Annotated in this window: 14 protein-coding genes; 13 read left to right on the top strand and 1 reads right to left on the bottom strand. The window is 47.3% G+C overall.

What is annotated here, in order from left to right:
* The first annotated feature begins 472 nt into the window (after positions 1–472).
* Both DCC81_RS11785 and DCC81_RS11780 read left to right on the top strand, forming a co-directional pair.
* A complete protein-coding gene (locus tag DCC81_RS11785) occupies positions 473–1,204 on the top strand; it encodes a GntR family transcriptional regulator (protein ID WP_108686825.1) in 732 nt (243 codons plus the stop codon).
* Positions 1,205–1,293: 89 nt separating this feature from the next.
* Positions 1,294–2,664, top strand: coding sequence for a Gfo/Idh/MocA family protein (locus tag DCC81_RS11780; RefSeq protein WP_108686824.1), 1,371 nt, complete (start codon positions 1,294–1,296; stop codon positions 2,662–2,664).
* Positions 2,665–2,844: 180 nt separating this feature from the next.
* Here the strand turns inward: DCC81_RS11780 and DCC81_RS11775 are convergent, their stop codons facing one another.
* Positions 2,845–3,915, bottom strand: coding sequence for a phosphotransferase enzyme family protein (locus tag DCC81_RS11775; protein ID WP_108686823.1), 1,071 nt, complete (start codon positions 3,913–3,915; stop codon positions 2,845–2,847).
* Positions 3,916–4,325: 410 nt separating this feature from the next.
* On the opposite strand from DCC81_RS11775, the gene DCC81_RS11770 reads away from it, so the two are divergent.
* The 11 genes from DCC81_RS11770 (at position 4,326) to DCC81_RS11720 (ending at position 15,146) form a co-directional block, all read left to right on the top strand.
* Entirely contained in the window at positions 4,326–4,691 is a 366-nt protein-coding gene (locus DCC81_RS11770) for a DoxX family protein (protein ID WP_108686822.1), read from the top strand.
* A gap of 476 nt (positions 4,692–5,167) precedes the next feature.
* Positions 5,168–6,058, top strand: a complete 891-nt coding sequence (locus tag DCC81_RS11765; protein ID WP_165806551.1) for a creatininase family protein — start codon at positions 5,168–5,170, stop codon at positions 6,056–6,058.
* Positions 6,059–6,261: 203 nt separating this feature from the next.
* Positions 6,262–7,098 carry an SDR family NAD(P)-dependent oxidoreductase gene (locus DCC81_RS11760; protein ID WP_108686820.1) on the top strand — a complete coding sequence of 279 codons (837 nt, stop codon included), beginning with the start codon at positions 6,262–6,264 and terminating at the stop codon, positions 7,096–7,098.
* Between the two features lie 64 nt (positions 7,099–7,162).
* Positions 7,163–8,083: a helix-turn-helix domain-containing protein gene (locus DCC81_RS11755; protein WP_108686819.1), complete on the top strand. Its 921-nt coding sequence runs from the start codon at positions 7,163–7,165 to the stop codon at positions 8,081–8,083.
* 270 nt (positions 8,084–8,353) lie between these two features.
* A complete protein-coding gene (locus DCC81_RS11750; RefSeq protein WP_108686818.1) occupies positions 8,354–8,713 on the top strand; it encodes a hypothetical protein in 360 nt (119 codons plus the stop codon).
* Positions 8,714–9,005: 292 nt separating this feature from the next.
* Positions 9,006–10,010 (top strand): aldo/keto reductase, encoded by a 1,005-nt coding sequence (locus DCC81_RS11745; protein ID WP_108688224.1) that lies wholly within the window; start codon positions 9,006–9,008, stop codon positions 10,008–10,010.
* A 9-nt stretch (positions 10,011–10,019) separates the two neighbouring features.
* Complete coding sequence (locus DCC81_RS11740; RefSeq protein ID WP_108686817.1) at positions 10,020–10,907, top strand: helix-turn-helix domain-containing protein; 888 nt, start codon at positions 10,020–10,022, stop codon at positions 10,905–10,907.
* A 405-nt stretch (positions 10,908–11,312) separates the two neighbouring features.
* On the top strand, positions 11,313–12,413 hold the full coding sequence (locus DCC81_RS11735) for a baeRF3 domain-containing protein (RefSeq protein WP_108686816.1): 1,101 nt from the start codon (positions 11,313–11,315) through the stop codon (positions 12,411–12,413).
* 165 nt (positions 12,414–12,578) lie between these two features.
* On the top strand, positions 12,579–13,334 hold the full coding sequence (locus DCC81_RS11730; RefSeq protein ID WP_108686815.1) for an SDR family oxidoreductase: 756 nt from the start codon (positions 12,579–12,581) through the stop codon (positions 13,332–13,334).
* 71 nt (positions 13,335–13,405) lie between these two features.
* Entirely contained in the window at positions 13,406–14,779 is a 1,374-nt protein-coding gene (locus tag DCC81_RS11725; protein WP_108686814.1) for an aldehyde dehydrogenase family protein, read from the top strand.
* Between the two features lie 13 nt (positions 14,780–14,792).
* Entirely contained in the window at positions 14,793–15,146 is a 354-nt protein-coding gene (locus DCC81_RS11720; protein WP_108686813.1) for a DoxX family protein, read from the top strand.

The following is a 15,146-nucleotide window of genomic DNA, read 5'->3' as shown; positions in this document are numbered from 1 at the left end:
GGGGCAAGTGAAATCCGGTGCCAGCGCCTCTTCACTATTGAGTGTAATGGCCAGCCCATGCGCACGGTTGTGTGCCAAGGTCAGCCCATGCTCACCACCGTGAGGTAATGCATTCAGTTTATATGGAAGATGGTAAATGCTACTGTTTGTTTTCCCTGCACACGGCTGATAAAATGCACACCCCCACAACAAACCAACAGCGGCGGCTTTGGTCGTAAAATTCTTCATAACGTGGCTTTATTCGGGCCCTGGATATATGTACAAACATATGTACATAAATCAATTTTAACAAATTTTATTGAAGGTTTTTTACATCTGGTTTACTAAATCGATTTTGGAACACATTATCAATGGATTATACAGTTTTAGAATTGGTAACTAGTGCCAGACAGTCAATCAAAATCGTGGAAAATGATCATACATATTAACCAGAAAACACACACGCAAAGCAAAAATTCCCGTGATTTGCACTATGAACTTTAGTATTGACCACAAAAACCCACTCCCACTACATATACAGGCCGAGAACCTGATCCGGAACCTCATTAAAGACCCGCAATACGCCGGCGGAAAGTTCTTGCCCAACGAGATCCAGTTGGCAAAGCAACTTGCTATCTCCCGGTCCACCTTGCGGCATGCCTTAAATAAGTTGGTATATGAGGGATTGTTGGTACGCAAAAAAGGCGTCGGTACTAAAGTCGCAGAACCCGCTATCAGTTCTAAATCCAAGAATTGGCTCAGTTTCACCCAGGAAATGCAAGCAAGGGGCATTGCCATAAAAAATTTCGAGCTACACGTTACCTGGGTTAATCCTGATGACAATGTAGCCAATTTTTTTGAGATCAACACAGCTAAAAAAGTGCTAAAACTGGAGCGCCTTCGCGGTAAACAGGAAGGCCCCTTCGTATACTTTATCTCCTACTTCCATCCCCGTGTAGGCCTCACCGGTGAAGAAGATTTCAAACGCCCCCTGTACGACATCCTCGAAAAAGAACAACACGTGGTGGCCACCCTCTCCAAAGAAGAGATCTCCGCCAAGGCCGCCGATAAATTCATTGCCTCCAAACTCGAAGTAGAACCCGGCTCCCCCATCCTGCTGCGCAAACGCTTTGTATATGACCAGGGCGACCGCCCCATTGAATACAACCTGGGTTATTACCGTGCAGACAGTTTCGTGTACACCGTGGAAAGCAGAAGAGAGTAGTCCTTCCGGCAAAAATTCGCACAAACGTTTGCACTTCGACAACAAAGCGGGATGGTGTAAGTTTAGGCTACAACCATAAATTTATCACCATGAATCGCTACGATCGTAGAAAGTTTATAAGAGATACTGCCCTCGCAGGCATCGGCATTTCACTGCTGCAACCCGCCAGCCTGTTTGCCAGCATGCGTAAAGACCGTGTACGCATTGGCATGATAGCCGTGGGCCTGCGCGGACAAAGTCATCTTGCCAACCTGCTCCGCCGCAACGACGTGGACATCATCGCCATGGCAGATCCTGATAAAGATATGATGGCAATGGCACAGCGGCATGTGACCAAAGCCGGTAAGAAGGCCCCCATTGAATACACCAACGGCCCCTATGATTATAAGAACCTCCTGAAACGGGATGATATAGATGCAGTGATCATTTGCTCCCCCTGGGAATGGCACATCCCGCAAGGCATTGACGCCATGAAAGCCGGCAAGATCGTAGGCATGGAAGTATGCGGCGCACAAACACTGCAGGACTGCTATGATATTGTAAGCACTTACGAGAAAACAAAAGTGCCGGTGATGATCATGGAAAATGTTTGCTACCGCCGCGATATTATGGCAGTGCACCACATGGTAAAGCAAGGCATGTTTGGAGAGATCCTGCACCTGCAGGGCGGATACCAGCACGACCTGCGCGGCGTACTGTTTGGTAATGGCAAAGACAACAACAGCCTTGACTTTGGTGAGAAAGGCTTTAGCGAAGCCAAATGGCGCACCAACCAATACCTGCACCGTAATGGCGATAACTACCCCACGCATGGCCTGGGCCCGGTGGGCACCATGATAGACCTGAACCGCGGCAACCGCCTCACCCATCTTTCTTCCGTATCTACCAAGGCCCGCGGCCTGCACCGTTACATTGTAAAGAAAGGCGGTGAGAACCATCCCAACGCCAAGGTAAAATTTGACCAGGGTGATATTGTAACCACTTCCATCCAGTGTGCCAACGGTGAAACCATCGTGCTTTCACTTGATACCTGCTCCCCGCGCCCGTACAACCTCGGTTTCCGCGTGCAGGGCACCAACGGTATCTGGCAGGAGTTTGGCTCCGGCGGACTGGATACCGGCCACATTTACCTGGAAGATGTAAGCCCGGATGACCGCTGGGAAAACACGAAAGATTACCTCACCAAGAACGACCACCCGCTGTGGGCGCGCTACGCAACAGATGCTCAGGGCGCGGGCCACGGTGGCATGGACTTCTTCGTGGACAACGCTTTCATTGAATCCATTAAACGCAACGTGGAGTTCCCACTGGATGTATATGACCTGGCTACCTGGTATGCCATCCGTCCCCTCAGCGAAAAATCTATCCAGGAGAACGGACAGGTACAGGCCATCCCCGACTTCACAAAAGGCGCCTGGAAAACGCGCAAGCCCATCTTCGGCGTAAGCGACGAATTTTGATTTGAGACGAAACGGTTATTATTTTTATACCCCGCCCTGCGTGTCCACGTGGGGCTTTTTTGTGCCCGGTAACACCTTGCGTATGCGATCAGGCCCGGTACAATTAAAAGAGCCCCGCATTGCTGCAGGGCCCTTTTACCACGTTGCTTTACTTGTTGCTGTCTAAAACGATTTTGCTGCTTAAACCGGAAGCTGCAACATCTTCCGGATCATATTGTTGAATGTCTCTTCTTTGGCGGAGAGCTGCTCCAGCAGTACCAGCTGGTTATTGGCGCGTACCAGGTTATGACCTTCGTAACGGGCGCCATAATAGCGGTCGTTGTTCAGGTGGTCTGTGAGGAAGCGCAGGGCCTGCATATAGATCATGAACTTACCGGCATACACCAGGTGGCGCAGCTCCGCCTGCGTGAGGCTGTGCTTCATTTCACTGAGATAGCCGTCTACAATGGCCGTGAAGTAGTGATCGCGGATCTCTATCTTGCTCAGATCTGCCTCTTCCTCCGTAACCGGCGAAAGATAGGTGCGCAGCATATCACCCAGGTCGCTGATGAAATAACCGGGCATCACGGTGTCCAGGTCTATTACGCAAAGGCCTTTCCCTTTTTCATCAAAAAGCACGTTGCTGATCTTGGTGTCATGGTGCGTAACCCGCAATTTGAAATCCTGGCTGACCCGTATATGCTCATACGTTGTAACAATGCCACGGAACTGCTGTGCACGGATGATGCTATCCCGCGAAGCGGCAATGCGGTCCTTATCCCCCTGCAGGAGGGCGGTTTCAAACTGCTGGTAGCGCAGGGAAAGGTCATGGAAGCCTGCCAGGGTAATGCGTAGCTCAGCTGCAGGAAAACCTTCCAGCAGGTGCGTAAAGCGGCCAAATTGCTTGGCGGCTTCATAGGCCTTGGCGGGCGAGGTCACTACGTCATATGCCACAGAAGGGCCTATGAAGGGCATGAGACGGAAATAGCCGTCCTCGTCACGTACAATGGTATTGCCGTCCAGGGTGGTCAGTGGCTCAGGGAAGATGTAACCGGGCACATGCTCCCGCAGGTATGCCGCCAGGGCACTGAGGTTGAGGGCAATATCTTCCGGGTTGGTAAATACATCCTGGTTGATCTGCTGCAGTATATAATCACGTTCTCCGCCGGGGCATTCCACTTTCCAGGTGTGATTGATCAAACCACTGCCAAAAGGACGCACCTTGCACTGTGCTGCGCTCAATCCGTATGCTTTCAATATCGACTGCAACATGCGACAATTTGAATTGAATAGTCTATTGATAATTTCCGCATCAAAGGTAATACCCGCGGGTATTGCCCGTACGTGCAAACGCTTGCGCGAAATATGCTCATTGTAATTGGTTCATGCATTTTGCAAACAATTATTGCAGGATTATGTTCAGGGGAACACGAAGCATCACACATAACGGGGACGACTTGCTCGAAACGCCTGGGAAAGCTGCATTGGTTGATGGTAACCTTTAAATTCCTTCTTTTTTATCACAATTTATAATCCTTGCCAGGGCGGGGCCTTCACGCAAACGTTTGATTTTGGCTGCAAACGTTTGCGCCAATTTCGCAAATTCCCTACATTTGAACCACACGTTATTCCTTCCACCCACTTACGGGCATCTTAAACCTCATTCTTCTAAATCCTTCTTCATGAAAAACACAAAGATCATTTACTGGATCACCACCAGCATTATTTTCCTCTTTGAGGGGGTCATGCCTGCTGTTTTCGGCACCAGCAAAACCGCCATGGATGATGGCATCCTGCACCTGCAATACCCGCGCTATTTTGGCATCCTGCTCGTGGTGTTCAAGGTGATAGGCGCCCTGGTGCTCATCATCCCGGCATTCAAAGGGCGTATCAAGGAATGGCCCTATGCAGGCTTTACCTTTGTGATGATCAGCGCCTGCGTATCTCACACCGTGGTAGACGGTTTTGGCGGGCAAAGCATTGCCCCGCTGGTAGGCCTGGCCATCCTCTTCACTTCTTATTTTACGTACCACAAGATCAATGGGTAACTCACATTCCCACGCCGTATATAACCCGTTATGCGCGCAGTCAGCTTTCGTTGCGCGTATGTTTTTTACGGATTATCCGGCCCATGCAGGGCTACGGGCCATGCAAGTACACATTACAAACGTCCGGTGCGTTGCCGTTAAAGCAGCAAAAAGGCTCGGCTAAGCAGAACTGGGGAAGTTAATACCGGTGTGGTAATGAAGATTTACCATTGGCGTGCACCCCGTTTTCCTATACTATTTAAACGGTAAGCAATGGGGAACCGGTGTCACAAATTAGTGCGTTCATGTGCTAGAAAAAAAAATAATTCCGCTATCCTTTTCGTCCGGAACGGTCATATTTTAGTTAATGACCGGTTAACACGCCAGCTCCCATTTCTACTGGTTATTTAAGGATGCCCTTCTTTACCGCTCATCCAGCACATTGGTCCCGGCAGATTTTTTTTATTATTTTTCTTTCCTGTAAAAATCCCACTGTTATGAACCGTGCTTTCCTGTCAGCAATAGCCGTACTGGCATTGCTGCTGTTTACTAACAACCGTGCCCAGGCACAATCACCCGCTAACCTGCCCGCCCGCTGGGACGAACTCACAGCCAGCGACTGGCCCAGGGCGATGGAGAAGTCTTCCCGCACTTGCATTTTGCCTGTTGGCATCCTCGAAAAGCATGGCCCGCATGCGCCGATCGGCTCAGACCTTATACAGGTACGCGAGTGGGCGGCCCGGGCTACCAAAAAAGAATACGCCGTGGTGTTTCCCGACTATTTTTATGGGCAGATCAATGAGGCCCGTCACGAGCCAGGCACCTTTGCCCTGCCGGAGCGCGTGGTATGGGATATGCTGGAAGCCACCTGCGACGAAATTGCCCGTAACGGGTTCGACAAGATCATCCTCGTAAATGTGCATGGCGGCAACCCGGAATTCCTGCGGTATTTTATTCAAACCCGCCTGGAAAAACGCCGCAACTACGCCGTGTACTTCTTTGTGCCCAGCACAGACTCCGCGTACAACAATACGCTGACACGCATGCACAAATCTGACCCTGCCGGCGACCAGCACGCGGGGGAAAGGGAAACCTCCGTGCTGCTGTACCTGCGTCCGGACCTCGTAAAACTAGACAGTGCCAATATTGAATCCGGTGTGAACCAGCACCGCCTCGCTATTCCGAATATTTACACCGCTATCTGGTGGTACGCAAGCTACCCGAACCACTACGCCGGCGATGGCAGCAAGGCCACGAAAGAAATGGGACAGTTTGTTACAGCGCATGTGATCAGTGACCTGGAAAAGGCCATCAAAGCGGTAAAGGCGGATACAAAAACACTGGAATTGCAGCGGGAGTATTTTGATAAGACGCATGAGGGCCAGTAAAGGGATTATGATCACCGCTTAGTGATGTGTTAAAAATACAAAGTCCCCTCACCAACAATATAATCACTCATAAACAAGGCTCTTTTTTTAAGCTCTCAGGCAATCGTTGTTTTGATTACAACAAGCATTGATTTGGTTAATTTCACGCGCTCCATTCATTCCAATTTTGCAGTGTCAGCATTCAATAATTAAAAATTGCAAAAATGGACACAAAAAAAGTATGGTTTGTAACAGGAGCATCCAAAGGATTGGGATTATCCTTAGTTAAAAAACTGTTGAGTAACGGATACCAGGTTGCCGCCACCTCCAGGACTGTTGAACGATTACAGCAGGAAGTTGGAACAGCTGCACATTTTCTGCCGTTGGAAGTAGATGTGACGGATGAACAAAGTGTAAGAAGCGCCATTTCAAAAGCCATTGACACCTTTGGTGGTATTGATGTGGTTGTAAACAACGCAGGTTATATACAATTTGGCACCTTGGAAGAATTGACCGACCGGGAAGACCGTCAAAATTTTGACACCAACGTGTTTGGTGCGCTGCATGTGATCAGAAGCGTTATGCCACATTTCCGCAACAAAAGATCAGGGCACGTTATCAACGTTTCTTCTATTGGAGGGCTGATCGGCACATTCCCGAGCTTTGGTATTTATAGTGCCACAAAATTTGCATTGGCTGGTCTTACAGAATCTTTATCTGTAGAAGCAAAAGAATTTGGGATAAAGGCAACGATTGTATATCCAGGGTATTTCCGCACTAGTTTTTTAGATAAAGACTCGCTTCGCCTTCCTCAAAATCCGATCGCCGGCTATACATTGGCAAGAAATTCTGAACAGTGGCACCAAACCGAAATGAATGGCAAGCAGTTGGGAAACCCTGACAAAGCAGCCGTTGCGTTTATTCAATTAGCGGAAAGCGAAACCCCGCCACTTCATTTCTTCATGGGAAGTGATGCGCTCGGAATGGCTTATAACAAAATTGAAGTGCTGCAAAATGACCTGGCCGCCAACGAAGCGCTGAGCAGGTCAACCGACTTTTAATTGCAATACCAAAAGCGATAGGGCGATCCAGGTTCTATCGCTTTTTCCTAATTTTGAGAAGGCCATGAAGCAAAAAAAATACATATTCAATACCATCAGCGACTTTCACAAAATAAGTGGCTTACCTAAACCCGAACACCCGCTGGTTAGCCTGGTGGACTATGGTTTGGTAGAATATCAGACCGGTGAAAAGGAGATCTGTTGGGTTCAGCATTTCTATTCCATCGGCTTAAAGCGATGCATGCCGCAAGGGAAATTCCGCTACGGGCAACAGCAGTATGATTTTGATGAAGGCCTGTTATCGTTTATCTCGCCCGGGCAGCTGATGCGTCTTGAGATAGACAACCCGTCCAATGCAAAACCAACAGGATGGCTTTTGCTGATTCACCCGGATTTTATCTGGAACACAACGTTGGCAAAAAGCATTAAGCAATACGAATTTTTTGGCTATGCCGTAAACGAAGCCCTTTTTCTCTCAGAAAAAGAAGAAGTTATTATTACAGACATCCTGCTGAACATTCAGCGGGAGTATCATTCCAATATTGACAAGTTTAGTCAAAACATCATCATTGCCCAAATCGAATTGTTGCTCAATTACTGCGAGCGTTTTTACCAACGCCAATTCATTACCCGGAAAAAGAGCAGCCATCAAATACTGGAACGACTGGAAAAAATCCTTGACGATTATTTTAACAATAGCGATCCAACATACAAAGGCTTACCCACGGCTCAACACATTGCGGGCCTGCTGAATGTTTCACCTAATTATTTGGGTAGCTTACTTAAAACATTAACAGGACAAACCACACAACAACACATTCACAACAAGCTTATTGACATAGCCAAAGAAAAACTCTCAACGACAACCCTGACAATAAGTGAAATCGCTTATGAGCTAGGTTTTGAACATCCACAATCTTTCAGCAAGCTATTCAAGACAAAAACGAAGCTCTCGCCGTTGGAGTTTAGGCAGTCATTTAATTGAATGGCAAAAGACACTTATCCTCGCATAAAAATTCCATTAATACCCGTCATTTTGTAGTAGTGTACAATTTGCAGGTCAATTTCGACCGAGCGTTGGGGCACCTTCTTTTCCATCTTATCTTTTAAAGTTAAGCGCGCCTGACATAGCTTATTTTATACTCATGTCTTTTTCTTCTTCTATGAATGATCCCATGCTGCTTCATTTCATGTCATCCAGGTAACATATGGTTAATATAGGGAACTTAATTTTGGAAAAATAAAATCTTATACCATGAAAAAGGCCCTGATCGCCGCGCTGTTGCTCGCCGCGGGATCTCATGGCTTCGCGCAGCAGAAGCCCAAACTAAAACACATGACGATCACACTTGTTGATAGTCATGCAACATTTACAGTGGGCCACAGGGCCAACAATATGTTCATTACCCGGGATGATACGGCCCAGGTTCAGAAACAGGTTGATCTGAACACGCATGTAAAGGCAAAAGAAGAACCGGCCGCCTATGAACAAATGTTAATGCGGCTCCTGAAGCCTTATTTTGACGAAGACTGGCAACTGGTGACCGCGGCTGTGGAATTTGTTCCTAGCAGCAATACCGAAGTATTCAGGTATTATTTGACCAAAGAAGAATAGCTGTTTGGCCAGGCCCGTCAAGTTGCTGTCCGCGTTTTGGGTCTTTCCTCTTGCCATACCCTGATTTAGCCGGTGCGCGTAATGCTGCGCGGAAAACAAAAAAAGGACGCACCGTTCTACTTTCGGGGTATCCATTACCCTTATTTATGCGGAGAGAAAAGGACAAAGTTCCGGAGCTTTTAGAAAGACTAATAAAATAAGCGGCGAGTGATCAGGCGTTAGTCCTTGATTTGCTTACAAGCTTCAGGGGTTTGCATACATGTTCCTGACCGGGCTTGCCGATCTTTGGATCATGGAAATAAAACAAATTGCATTGGGCAGCCAGGGTTTGGTTGTTCCCGTAATCGGCCTGGGCTGCATGGGCATGACAGGTTTTGAAGAAGCAAATATATATGGTCCCGCAGATGAGCAGGAAGCCATCGCGACGATCCACCGTTCGCTTGAGCTAGGCGGTAATTTTTTGGATACGGCCGACCTGTACGGGCCGCTGAAAAATGAGCAGCTCATCGCCAAGGCGATCAGCGGTAAGCGCGATCAGTACATTCTGGCCACCAAGTTTGGCTGGGAGATCGATGATAACAATAAAGTGACATGGGCTATCAATGGTAAAAAGGCCTATGTAAAGAAATCTTTAGAGCGTTCCCTAAAGAATCTCAACACCGACTACATTGATCTGTATTACCTGCATCGCCTGGATAAAAACACGCCGATCGAAGAAACGGTTGAAGCCATGGCCGGGCTGGTTAAAGAAGGTAAAGTAGGTTATATTGGTCTGTCGGAAGTATCGTCTGAAACGGTCAAGCGGGCGCATGCAGTACACCCGGTCACCGCGGTACAAAGCGAGTATTCCTTATTTGAACGAACAGTAGAAGAACGCGGCGTGTTAGCCACCTTAAATGAACTTGGTATTGGGTTTGTAGCTTACTCACCATTAGGCCGTGGGTTTTTATCGGGGCAGATCAAAAGCATTGATGACCTGCCGGAGAACGATTTCCGCAGGGCAATCCCGCGTTTCCAGGGTGAAATGTTTAATAAGAATATTGAATTGGTTAAGGCAATTGAGGCCATGGCGGAAGCAAAGAACGTCACTTCTTCGCAGCTGGCTTTGGCCTGGATCATGAACAAGGGCATTTTGCCGATCCCGGGAACGAAACGCAGAAAGTACCTGGAGCAAAACCTTGCGGCAACAACCATTGAGTTGACGGAGGCGGACCTTTCACAACTGGAAAGCATCGTGCCATTGGGTACAGACACGGGCGCCCCATATGATGAATTTAGTATGGGCTTAATTGATTAACTTTTGTTTATGAATGCCATTAACTCCATATCAGAATTTCACCGGTTGCTGTCATTGCCCGAACCCCGCCATCCGCTGGTGAGCGTGATCAATCTGGCTGAAAGTGTTTTTTTGGAACACGAGATCTGGAAAGGTTTCGTGAACCGCTTCTATTGCGTGGCGCTCAAACGCGAAGCCAAAGGCAAGGTCAGGTACGGACAGCAGCATTATGATTATGATAAAGGAGTATTGAGCTTTACGGCGCCTAACCAGGTGCAACAACTGGACCTGCAAAATATGGAATGCGGGTCCGGTTATCTCCTGATCTTTCATCCGGACTTCCTCTTGCAGCATACGCTGGCGAACAGCATTCATCACTATAGTTTTTTCGATTACGCGGTGAACGAAGCGCTGCACCTGTCTGCTGAGGAAGAAGATGACCTCATCACGATCCTCCATAAAATTGATAAAGAGTGCCAGCATATCGATAAGCATACCCAGGAGATCATCCTGACGCAGATCGAGACCCTGCTAAAATATTCCAACCGTTTTTATGAGCGGCAGTTTTTGACCCGCAAGAATAATGGTTCCGCGCTGCTGACCAGGTTTGAGCAGCTGATCGATGACTACTTTAACAGCGACATACAAGGTTTACTCACAGTACAATATATTGCTGCACAGATGAACCTGTCGCCGAACTATCTGAGCGACCTGCTTCGGGTTCATACCGGGCAGAACACACAGCAACATATTCATGAAAAACTGATCGCGAAAGCCAAAGAAAAGCTTTCCACGACCCGTCTCTCGGTCGGCGAGATCGCCTATGCCTTAGGCTTTGAGCACGCGCAATCCTTTAGCACACTTTTCAAAAAGAAAACGAATTTATCGCCGCTGGAATTTCGCCAGACTTTTAACTGATCACTACAGGCGAACCGGGTCCTGGAACATTCCTTTGATCCATGCAGTATTCCCGCATAGGCTCGTTGTAAAAGAACTGGCACCGCCGGCATCCAGCCATCTTCCAGGAGTGCACAGACAACGCTGCATCGAAGACCCTCAATCTCCCCGAAACCGCCTCAACAGATAAAATCTCCCACATCCATCGATCGTCCTGGTTACAAAAACCGGGAGGCATCACCGTGTTCCAAAACAACTGCCAAAGCAGCCGGGTGCTTCACCGGGGCCTGCTTTCCACCGCCGGAACATGCAAGGCATGCCTCGCATAACAGACATCAACATAAGCAGTGTCAGCGCAGGTTGTGACGCAGGTCATCGGCAGGTCCGCGCCAGCCTCCTACCTTCATTACTTCTTATTCTCATTATATGATAAAATATCCTGCCACAGTCGTCTACAAAGACATCATAGGCCTTGAGCCGGTTCCTCCTGCCGTTTCCATCCTGCTGCCGTGCCATCCCACGTTCTCCTCCCGCGCGGAGTTGAAACATCGCCTAAAGATCGCCCTGGAAAATACAAGGCGTTTATTGTTCAAGAACTACACGGCAGAAATGGCGCTTGCCGTGATGGGCAGGCTGGAGAAACTGCAGCTACGGGTGAATTATAATATCCGCCAGCAAAGCTTAGCCCTTTTTGCCTCGCCGCATAAAAGCAAACTATTCTACCTCGATCAGCTGGTAGAAGAAAGAATTGTCATTGGTGATTACTTCGCCATCCGGGACCTAGTGGCTGACAGTAAGCAACTCCGCCAATACCTGGTGCTCATCCTCAGCGAACAGCACTGCCAGTTTTACCTGGCCGGCGAAACGCAGTTCACCCCTTTAAAAACGGAGATCCCTACCGATGTATATGCCTATGTGAACGAAAAGCCCGAACAGGTGGCCAACTTCAGCGATGCCGGCACCCGCAGGGAAATAGTGATGGATAAGTTCTTGGAGCACATGGACCAGGAACTCTCCCATATCCTGGCCAGGTATCCCCTGCCTGTATTCATTCTGGGCCCGGAGAAAGTGGTAGGGCATTTCAAAGTGCATTCCCGGCATCTCACACAGATCGCGGGCTATATCCATGGTAATTATGAAGATGCCGGCGAACAAACGTTACGGACGCTGATACAACCTTGCCTCGAAACCTGGTACCAGCATAATAACAAGCTATTGCTCACCAACCTGGAGACAGCTGCCGACGAGAAAAAACTCAGCGTTGGCATCCTGGAAGCCTGGACCGCGGCCTGGGAAAACAATGCTCATCTCCTTGTAGTCGAAAGGAATTTCCATTTTCCCGCCCGCCGCGCAGATACTCCTTACCACATCTTCCGGGAAGACTCTCCTGAAGACAATCCTTTCTGCATCCAGGATGCTGTGGATGTGCTCATCGGCCAGGTCATCAGCCAGGGTGGCGAGGTGGAATTCCTGGATGATGGGGCGCTGGCACAATATGACCACGTCGCCCTGATCCGCCATTACTAAAAATCACCACCGCTTTTCCAAATTCCTTATAAGCTTACCGGCCCCCGGCGAGCTCTGCAAGCAACAGAGTAAATAAGCATTATAAAAAACCGTGAAGTTCACCATGATATAATTCATAAAGTAATCGAGTTTTGCCGTAACAATTATCCATCAAAAAATAATGTTATGGCAAGAAATGATATAAAAGGCAAAGTTGTCTTAATAGCAGGTGGCGGTAAAAACTTAGGCGGCTTACTTAGCAGAGATTTCGCTGCAAAAGGAGCGAAACTAGCCATTCACTACAATAGCGAGGGCTCAAAAGCTGAAAGTGAAAAAACATTAGCGGAGGTAAAGGCGTTGGGAGCAGATGCGTTTTTATTTCAGGGCGACCTTACCAAAGTAGAAAACGTAACTAAACTTTTCGACGAAACAGTGGCAAAATTTGGTGGTATCGATATAGCCATCAATACGGTAGGCATGGTATTGAAGAAGCCATTTACCGATACTACCGAAAAGGAATACGATACCATGATGGACGTAAATGCCAAATCTGCCTATTTCTTCCTGCAGGAAGCAGGAAAGAAATTAAATGACAATGGCAAGATCTGTACAATTGTCACTTCATTGTTAGCCGCCTTCACAGGATACTACTCAACCTATGCGGGAGCCAAAGCACCTGTTGAACATTTTACAAGAGCAGCTTCCAAAGAGTTTGGCCCAAGGGGTATCTCCGTAACAGCAGTAGCGCCTGGCCCAATGGACACTCCATTCTTTTATGGCCAGGAAACAGCCGAAGCTGTTGCCTATCATAAATCTGCATCTGCCCTGGGAGGGTTAACTAACATCAAAGACATTGCCTTCCTGGTTGAATTTTTAGTAACTGATGGTTGGTGGATAACCGGGCAAACCATCTTTGCAAATGGAGGCTACACCACCAGATAAAAAAGAAGTACTTAAAAGACCAGCAGCAAAAACTGCTGGTCTTTGCTTTTATTCATCTATAACTTATATGTATGAACGCCTATCAGCCAATCTTTCAAAAACAAAAAGATTTCTTTTATTCGGAATCAACCAAAACCTATGATTGGCGTATTGACCAGCTTAACCGGATGGAAAAAATGTTACGCGAAAACCAGGAAATATTCTGCGAAGCACTTCATAAAGATTTTGGCAAACCACCATTTGAACAACTATTTGAAATAACAGTGCCCCTCGGCGTAATAAAATACTATAAAGAGAATTTGAGGACATTAATGCAGCCGCAGCAAGTGCCCATCCCCAAAGGGCTGGAGGCAACTGGCAATAAAGGCGTCATTTACAAAGAGCCTTTTGGTGTTACGCTCGTAATTGGTCCTTTCAATGCCCCCATACTGCTATTGCTTGATCCGGCTATTGCAGCGTTAGCTGCTGGCAACACGGTCATATTAAAGCCAGCTAACACGACACCCAATACGGCTCATCTATTTCAGCAATTAATTCCAAAATACTTTGAGCCCGAGGCAGTAAATGTTGTATTGGGAGGAAGGGAAGAAATCACTGAATTATTACAATTGCCTTTTGATTTTATTTTCTTTACAGGAAGCGCTGCTGTTGGGAAGATCATCATGAAAGCCGCTGCCGAAAACCTCACTCCTATTGTCTTGGAACTGGGCGGACAGAACCCCACCATTGTAGATGAAACTGCTAATATTGACATTGCTGCAGACAGAATTTCATGGGGACACAATGCCATATCCGGGCAATGGTGCATTGCTCCTGGTTATGTGTACGTCCATGAAAATATTGCCAGCGAATTTATAGAAAAACTGAAAGCTGCAGTAACCAAAATGTATGGCAGCGACCCAAGCCAAAGCCCCGATTTTGCAAGAATGATCAGTGAGCATGATGCTGAAAGAGTGGCTTCCTATATTGTGCCTGAAAAGGTTGTTTTGGGTGGACGTTTCAATATAAAGGAACGATATGTTGAGCCAACGATCCTTTACCCGAGCACCTGGGACGACCCGGCATTGCAGCAGGAAATTTTTGGTCCGGTATTGCCGGTGATGCCATACAACGATTTAAAAGACATCATAAATATTATCAAACGCAAACCAAAATCCCTGTCGGCATATATATTCAGCAAGAACCAGGCAAACATTGACTACTTTTTAAATGCCGTCTCTTTTGGCGGTGGATGCGTTAATCAAACTAACCTGCATTGCTGGATAGATAGCCTGCCATTTGGCGGCGTTGGCATGAGTGGCATGGGAAAATATTACGGAAAAGCTGGCTTTGATGCCTTGAGTAATACCAAAGCAATGTTGATGGGAAATCCCGATTGGGAACTGGATGTATTCCCACCGTATGCCGGTAAGGATATTGCAAGTAATTTAAGCGTATTTTCGTAATTAAAAAACCATCATGGTGTTAAAGATCATCAACGCCGTACTGATCCTTTTTGCGGCCTATATGGCGATTAAACAAGGCTGGGCAATGCTTACGGGTAAAAATGAAATGCTCGAAATGTTCGGAAAATGGAGTATCGGCAAGCAAGGTGTATTGGTTTTGGGCTTCTTTACACTGTTAAGTGTTGTATTGATGCTGATACCAAAAACTTTTGTCTGGGGTAACTTTTTAATGGCCGCTGGCATCCTTTTAATTATCTGCTTTCACTTGTTAGATAAAGATTTTAAAGGAGTGCTGATTGAGTTGCCCTTCTTTTTACTGTCATTAGTAATTATCTACCTGCAGCATCCGCTCTCTCATACACACTAA

The organism is Chitinophaga parva, from assembly GCF_003071345.1.
In the GTDB taxonomy this organism is placed as follows: Bacteria; Bacteroidota; Bacteroidia; order Chitinophagales; family Chitinophagaceae; genus Chitinophaga; species Chitinophaga parva.
Note: the sequence above shows the minus strand (reverse complement) of the source record. Positions and strands in the feature narration are given on the sequence as shown.

Bases quoted from the DNA above. Each gene is read 5' to 3' on its own strand.
- DCC81_RS11755 (WP_108686819.1), top strand. From the start codon at position 7,163: ATGAAGCAAAAAAAATACATATTCAATACCATCAGCGACTTTCACAAA.
- DCC81_RS11735 (WP_108686816.1), top strand. From the start codon at position 11,313: ATGATAAAATATCCTGCCACAGTCGTCTACAAAGACATCATAGGCCTT.
- DCC81_RS11765 (WP_165806551.1), top strand. From the start codon at position 5,168: ATGAACCGTGCTTTCCTGTCAGCAATAGCCGTACTGGCATTGCTGCTG.
- DCC81_RS11745 (WP_108688224.1), top strand. From the start codon at position 9,006: ATGGAAATAAAACAAATTGCATTGGGCAGCCAGGGTTTGGTTGTTCCC.
- DCC81_RS11750 (WP_108686818.1), top strand. From the start codon at position 8,354: ATGAAAAAGGCCCTGATCGCCGCGCTGTTGCTCGCCGCGGGATCTCAT.
- DCC81_RS11785 (WP_108686825.1), top strand. From the start codon at position 473: ATGAACTTTAGTATTGACCACAAAAACCCACTCCCACTACATATACAG.
- DCC81_RS11740 (WP_108686817.1), top strand. From the start codon at position 10,020: ATGAATGCCATTAACTCCATATCAGAATTTCACCGGTTGCTGTCATTG.
- DCC81_RS11730 (WP_108686815.1), top strand. From the start codon at position 12,579: ATGGCAAGAAATGATATAAAAGGCAAAGTTGTCTTAATAGCAGGTGGC.
- DCC81_RS11770 (WP_108686822.1), top strand. From the start codon at position 4,326: ATGAAAAACACAAAGATCATTTACTGGATCACCACCAGCATTATTTTC.
- DCC81_RS11720 (WP_108686813.1), top strand. From the start codon at position 14,793: ATGGTGTTAAAGATCATCAACGCCGTACTGATCCTTTTTGCGGCCTAT.
- DCC81_RS11780 (WP_108686824.1), top strand. From the start codon at position 1,294: ATGAATCGCTACGATCGTAGAAAGTTTATAAGAGATACTGCCCTCGCA.
- DCC81_RS11775 (WP_108686823.1), bottom strand. From the start codon at position 3,915: ATGTTGCAGTCGATATTGAAAGCATACGGATTGAGCGCAGCACAGTGC.
- DCC81_RS11725 (WP_108686814.1), top strand. From the start codon at position 13,406: ATGAACGCCTATCAGCCAATCTTTCAAAAACAAAAAGATTTCTTTTAT.
- DCC81_RS11760 (WP_108686820.1), top strand. From the start codon at position 6,262: ATGGACACAAAAAAAGTATGGTTTGTAACAGGAGCATCCAAAGGATTG.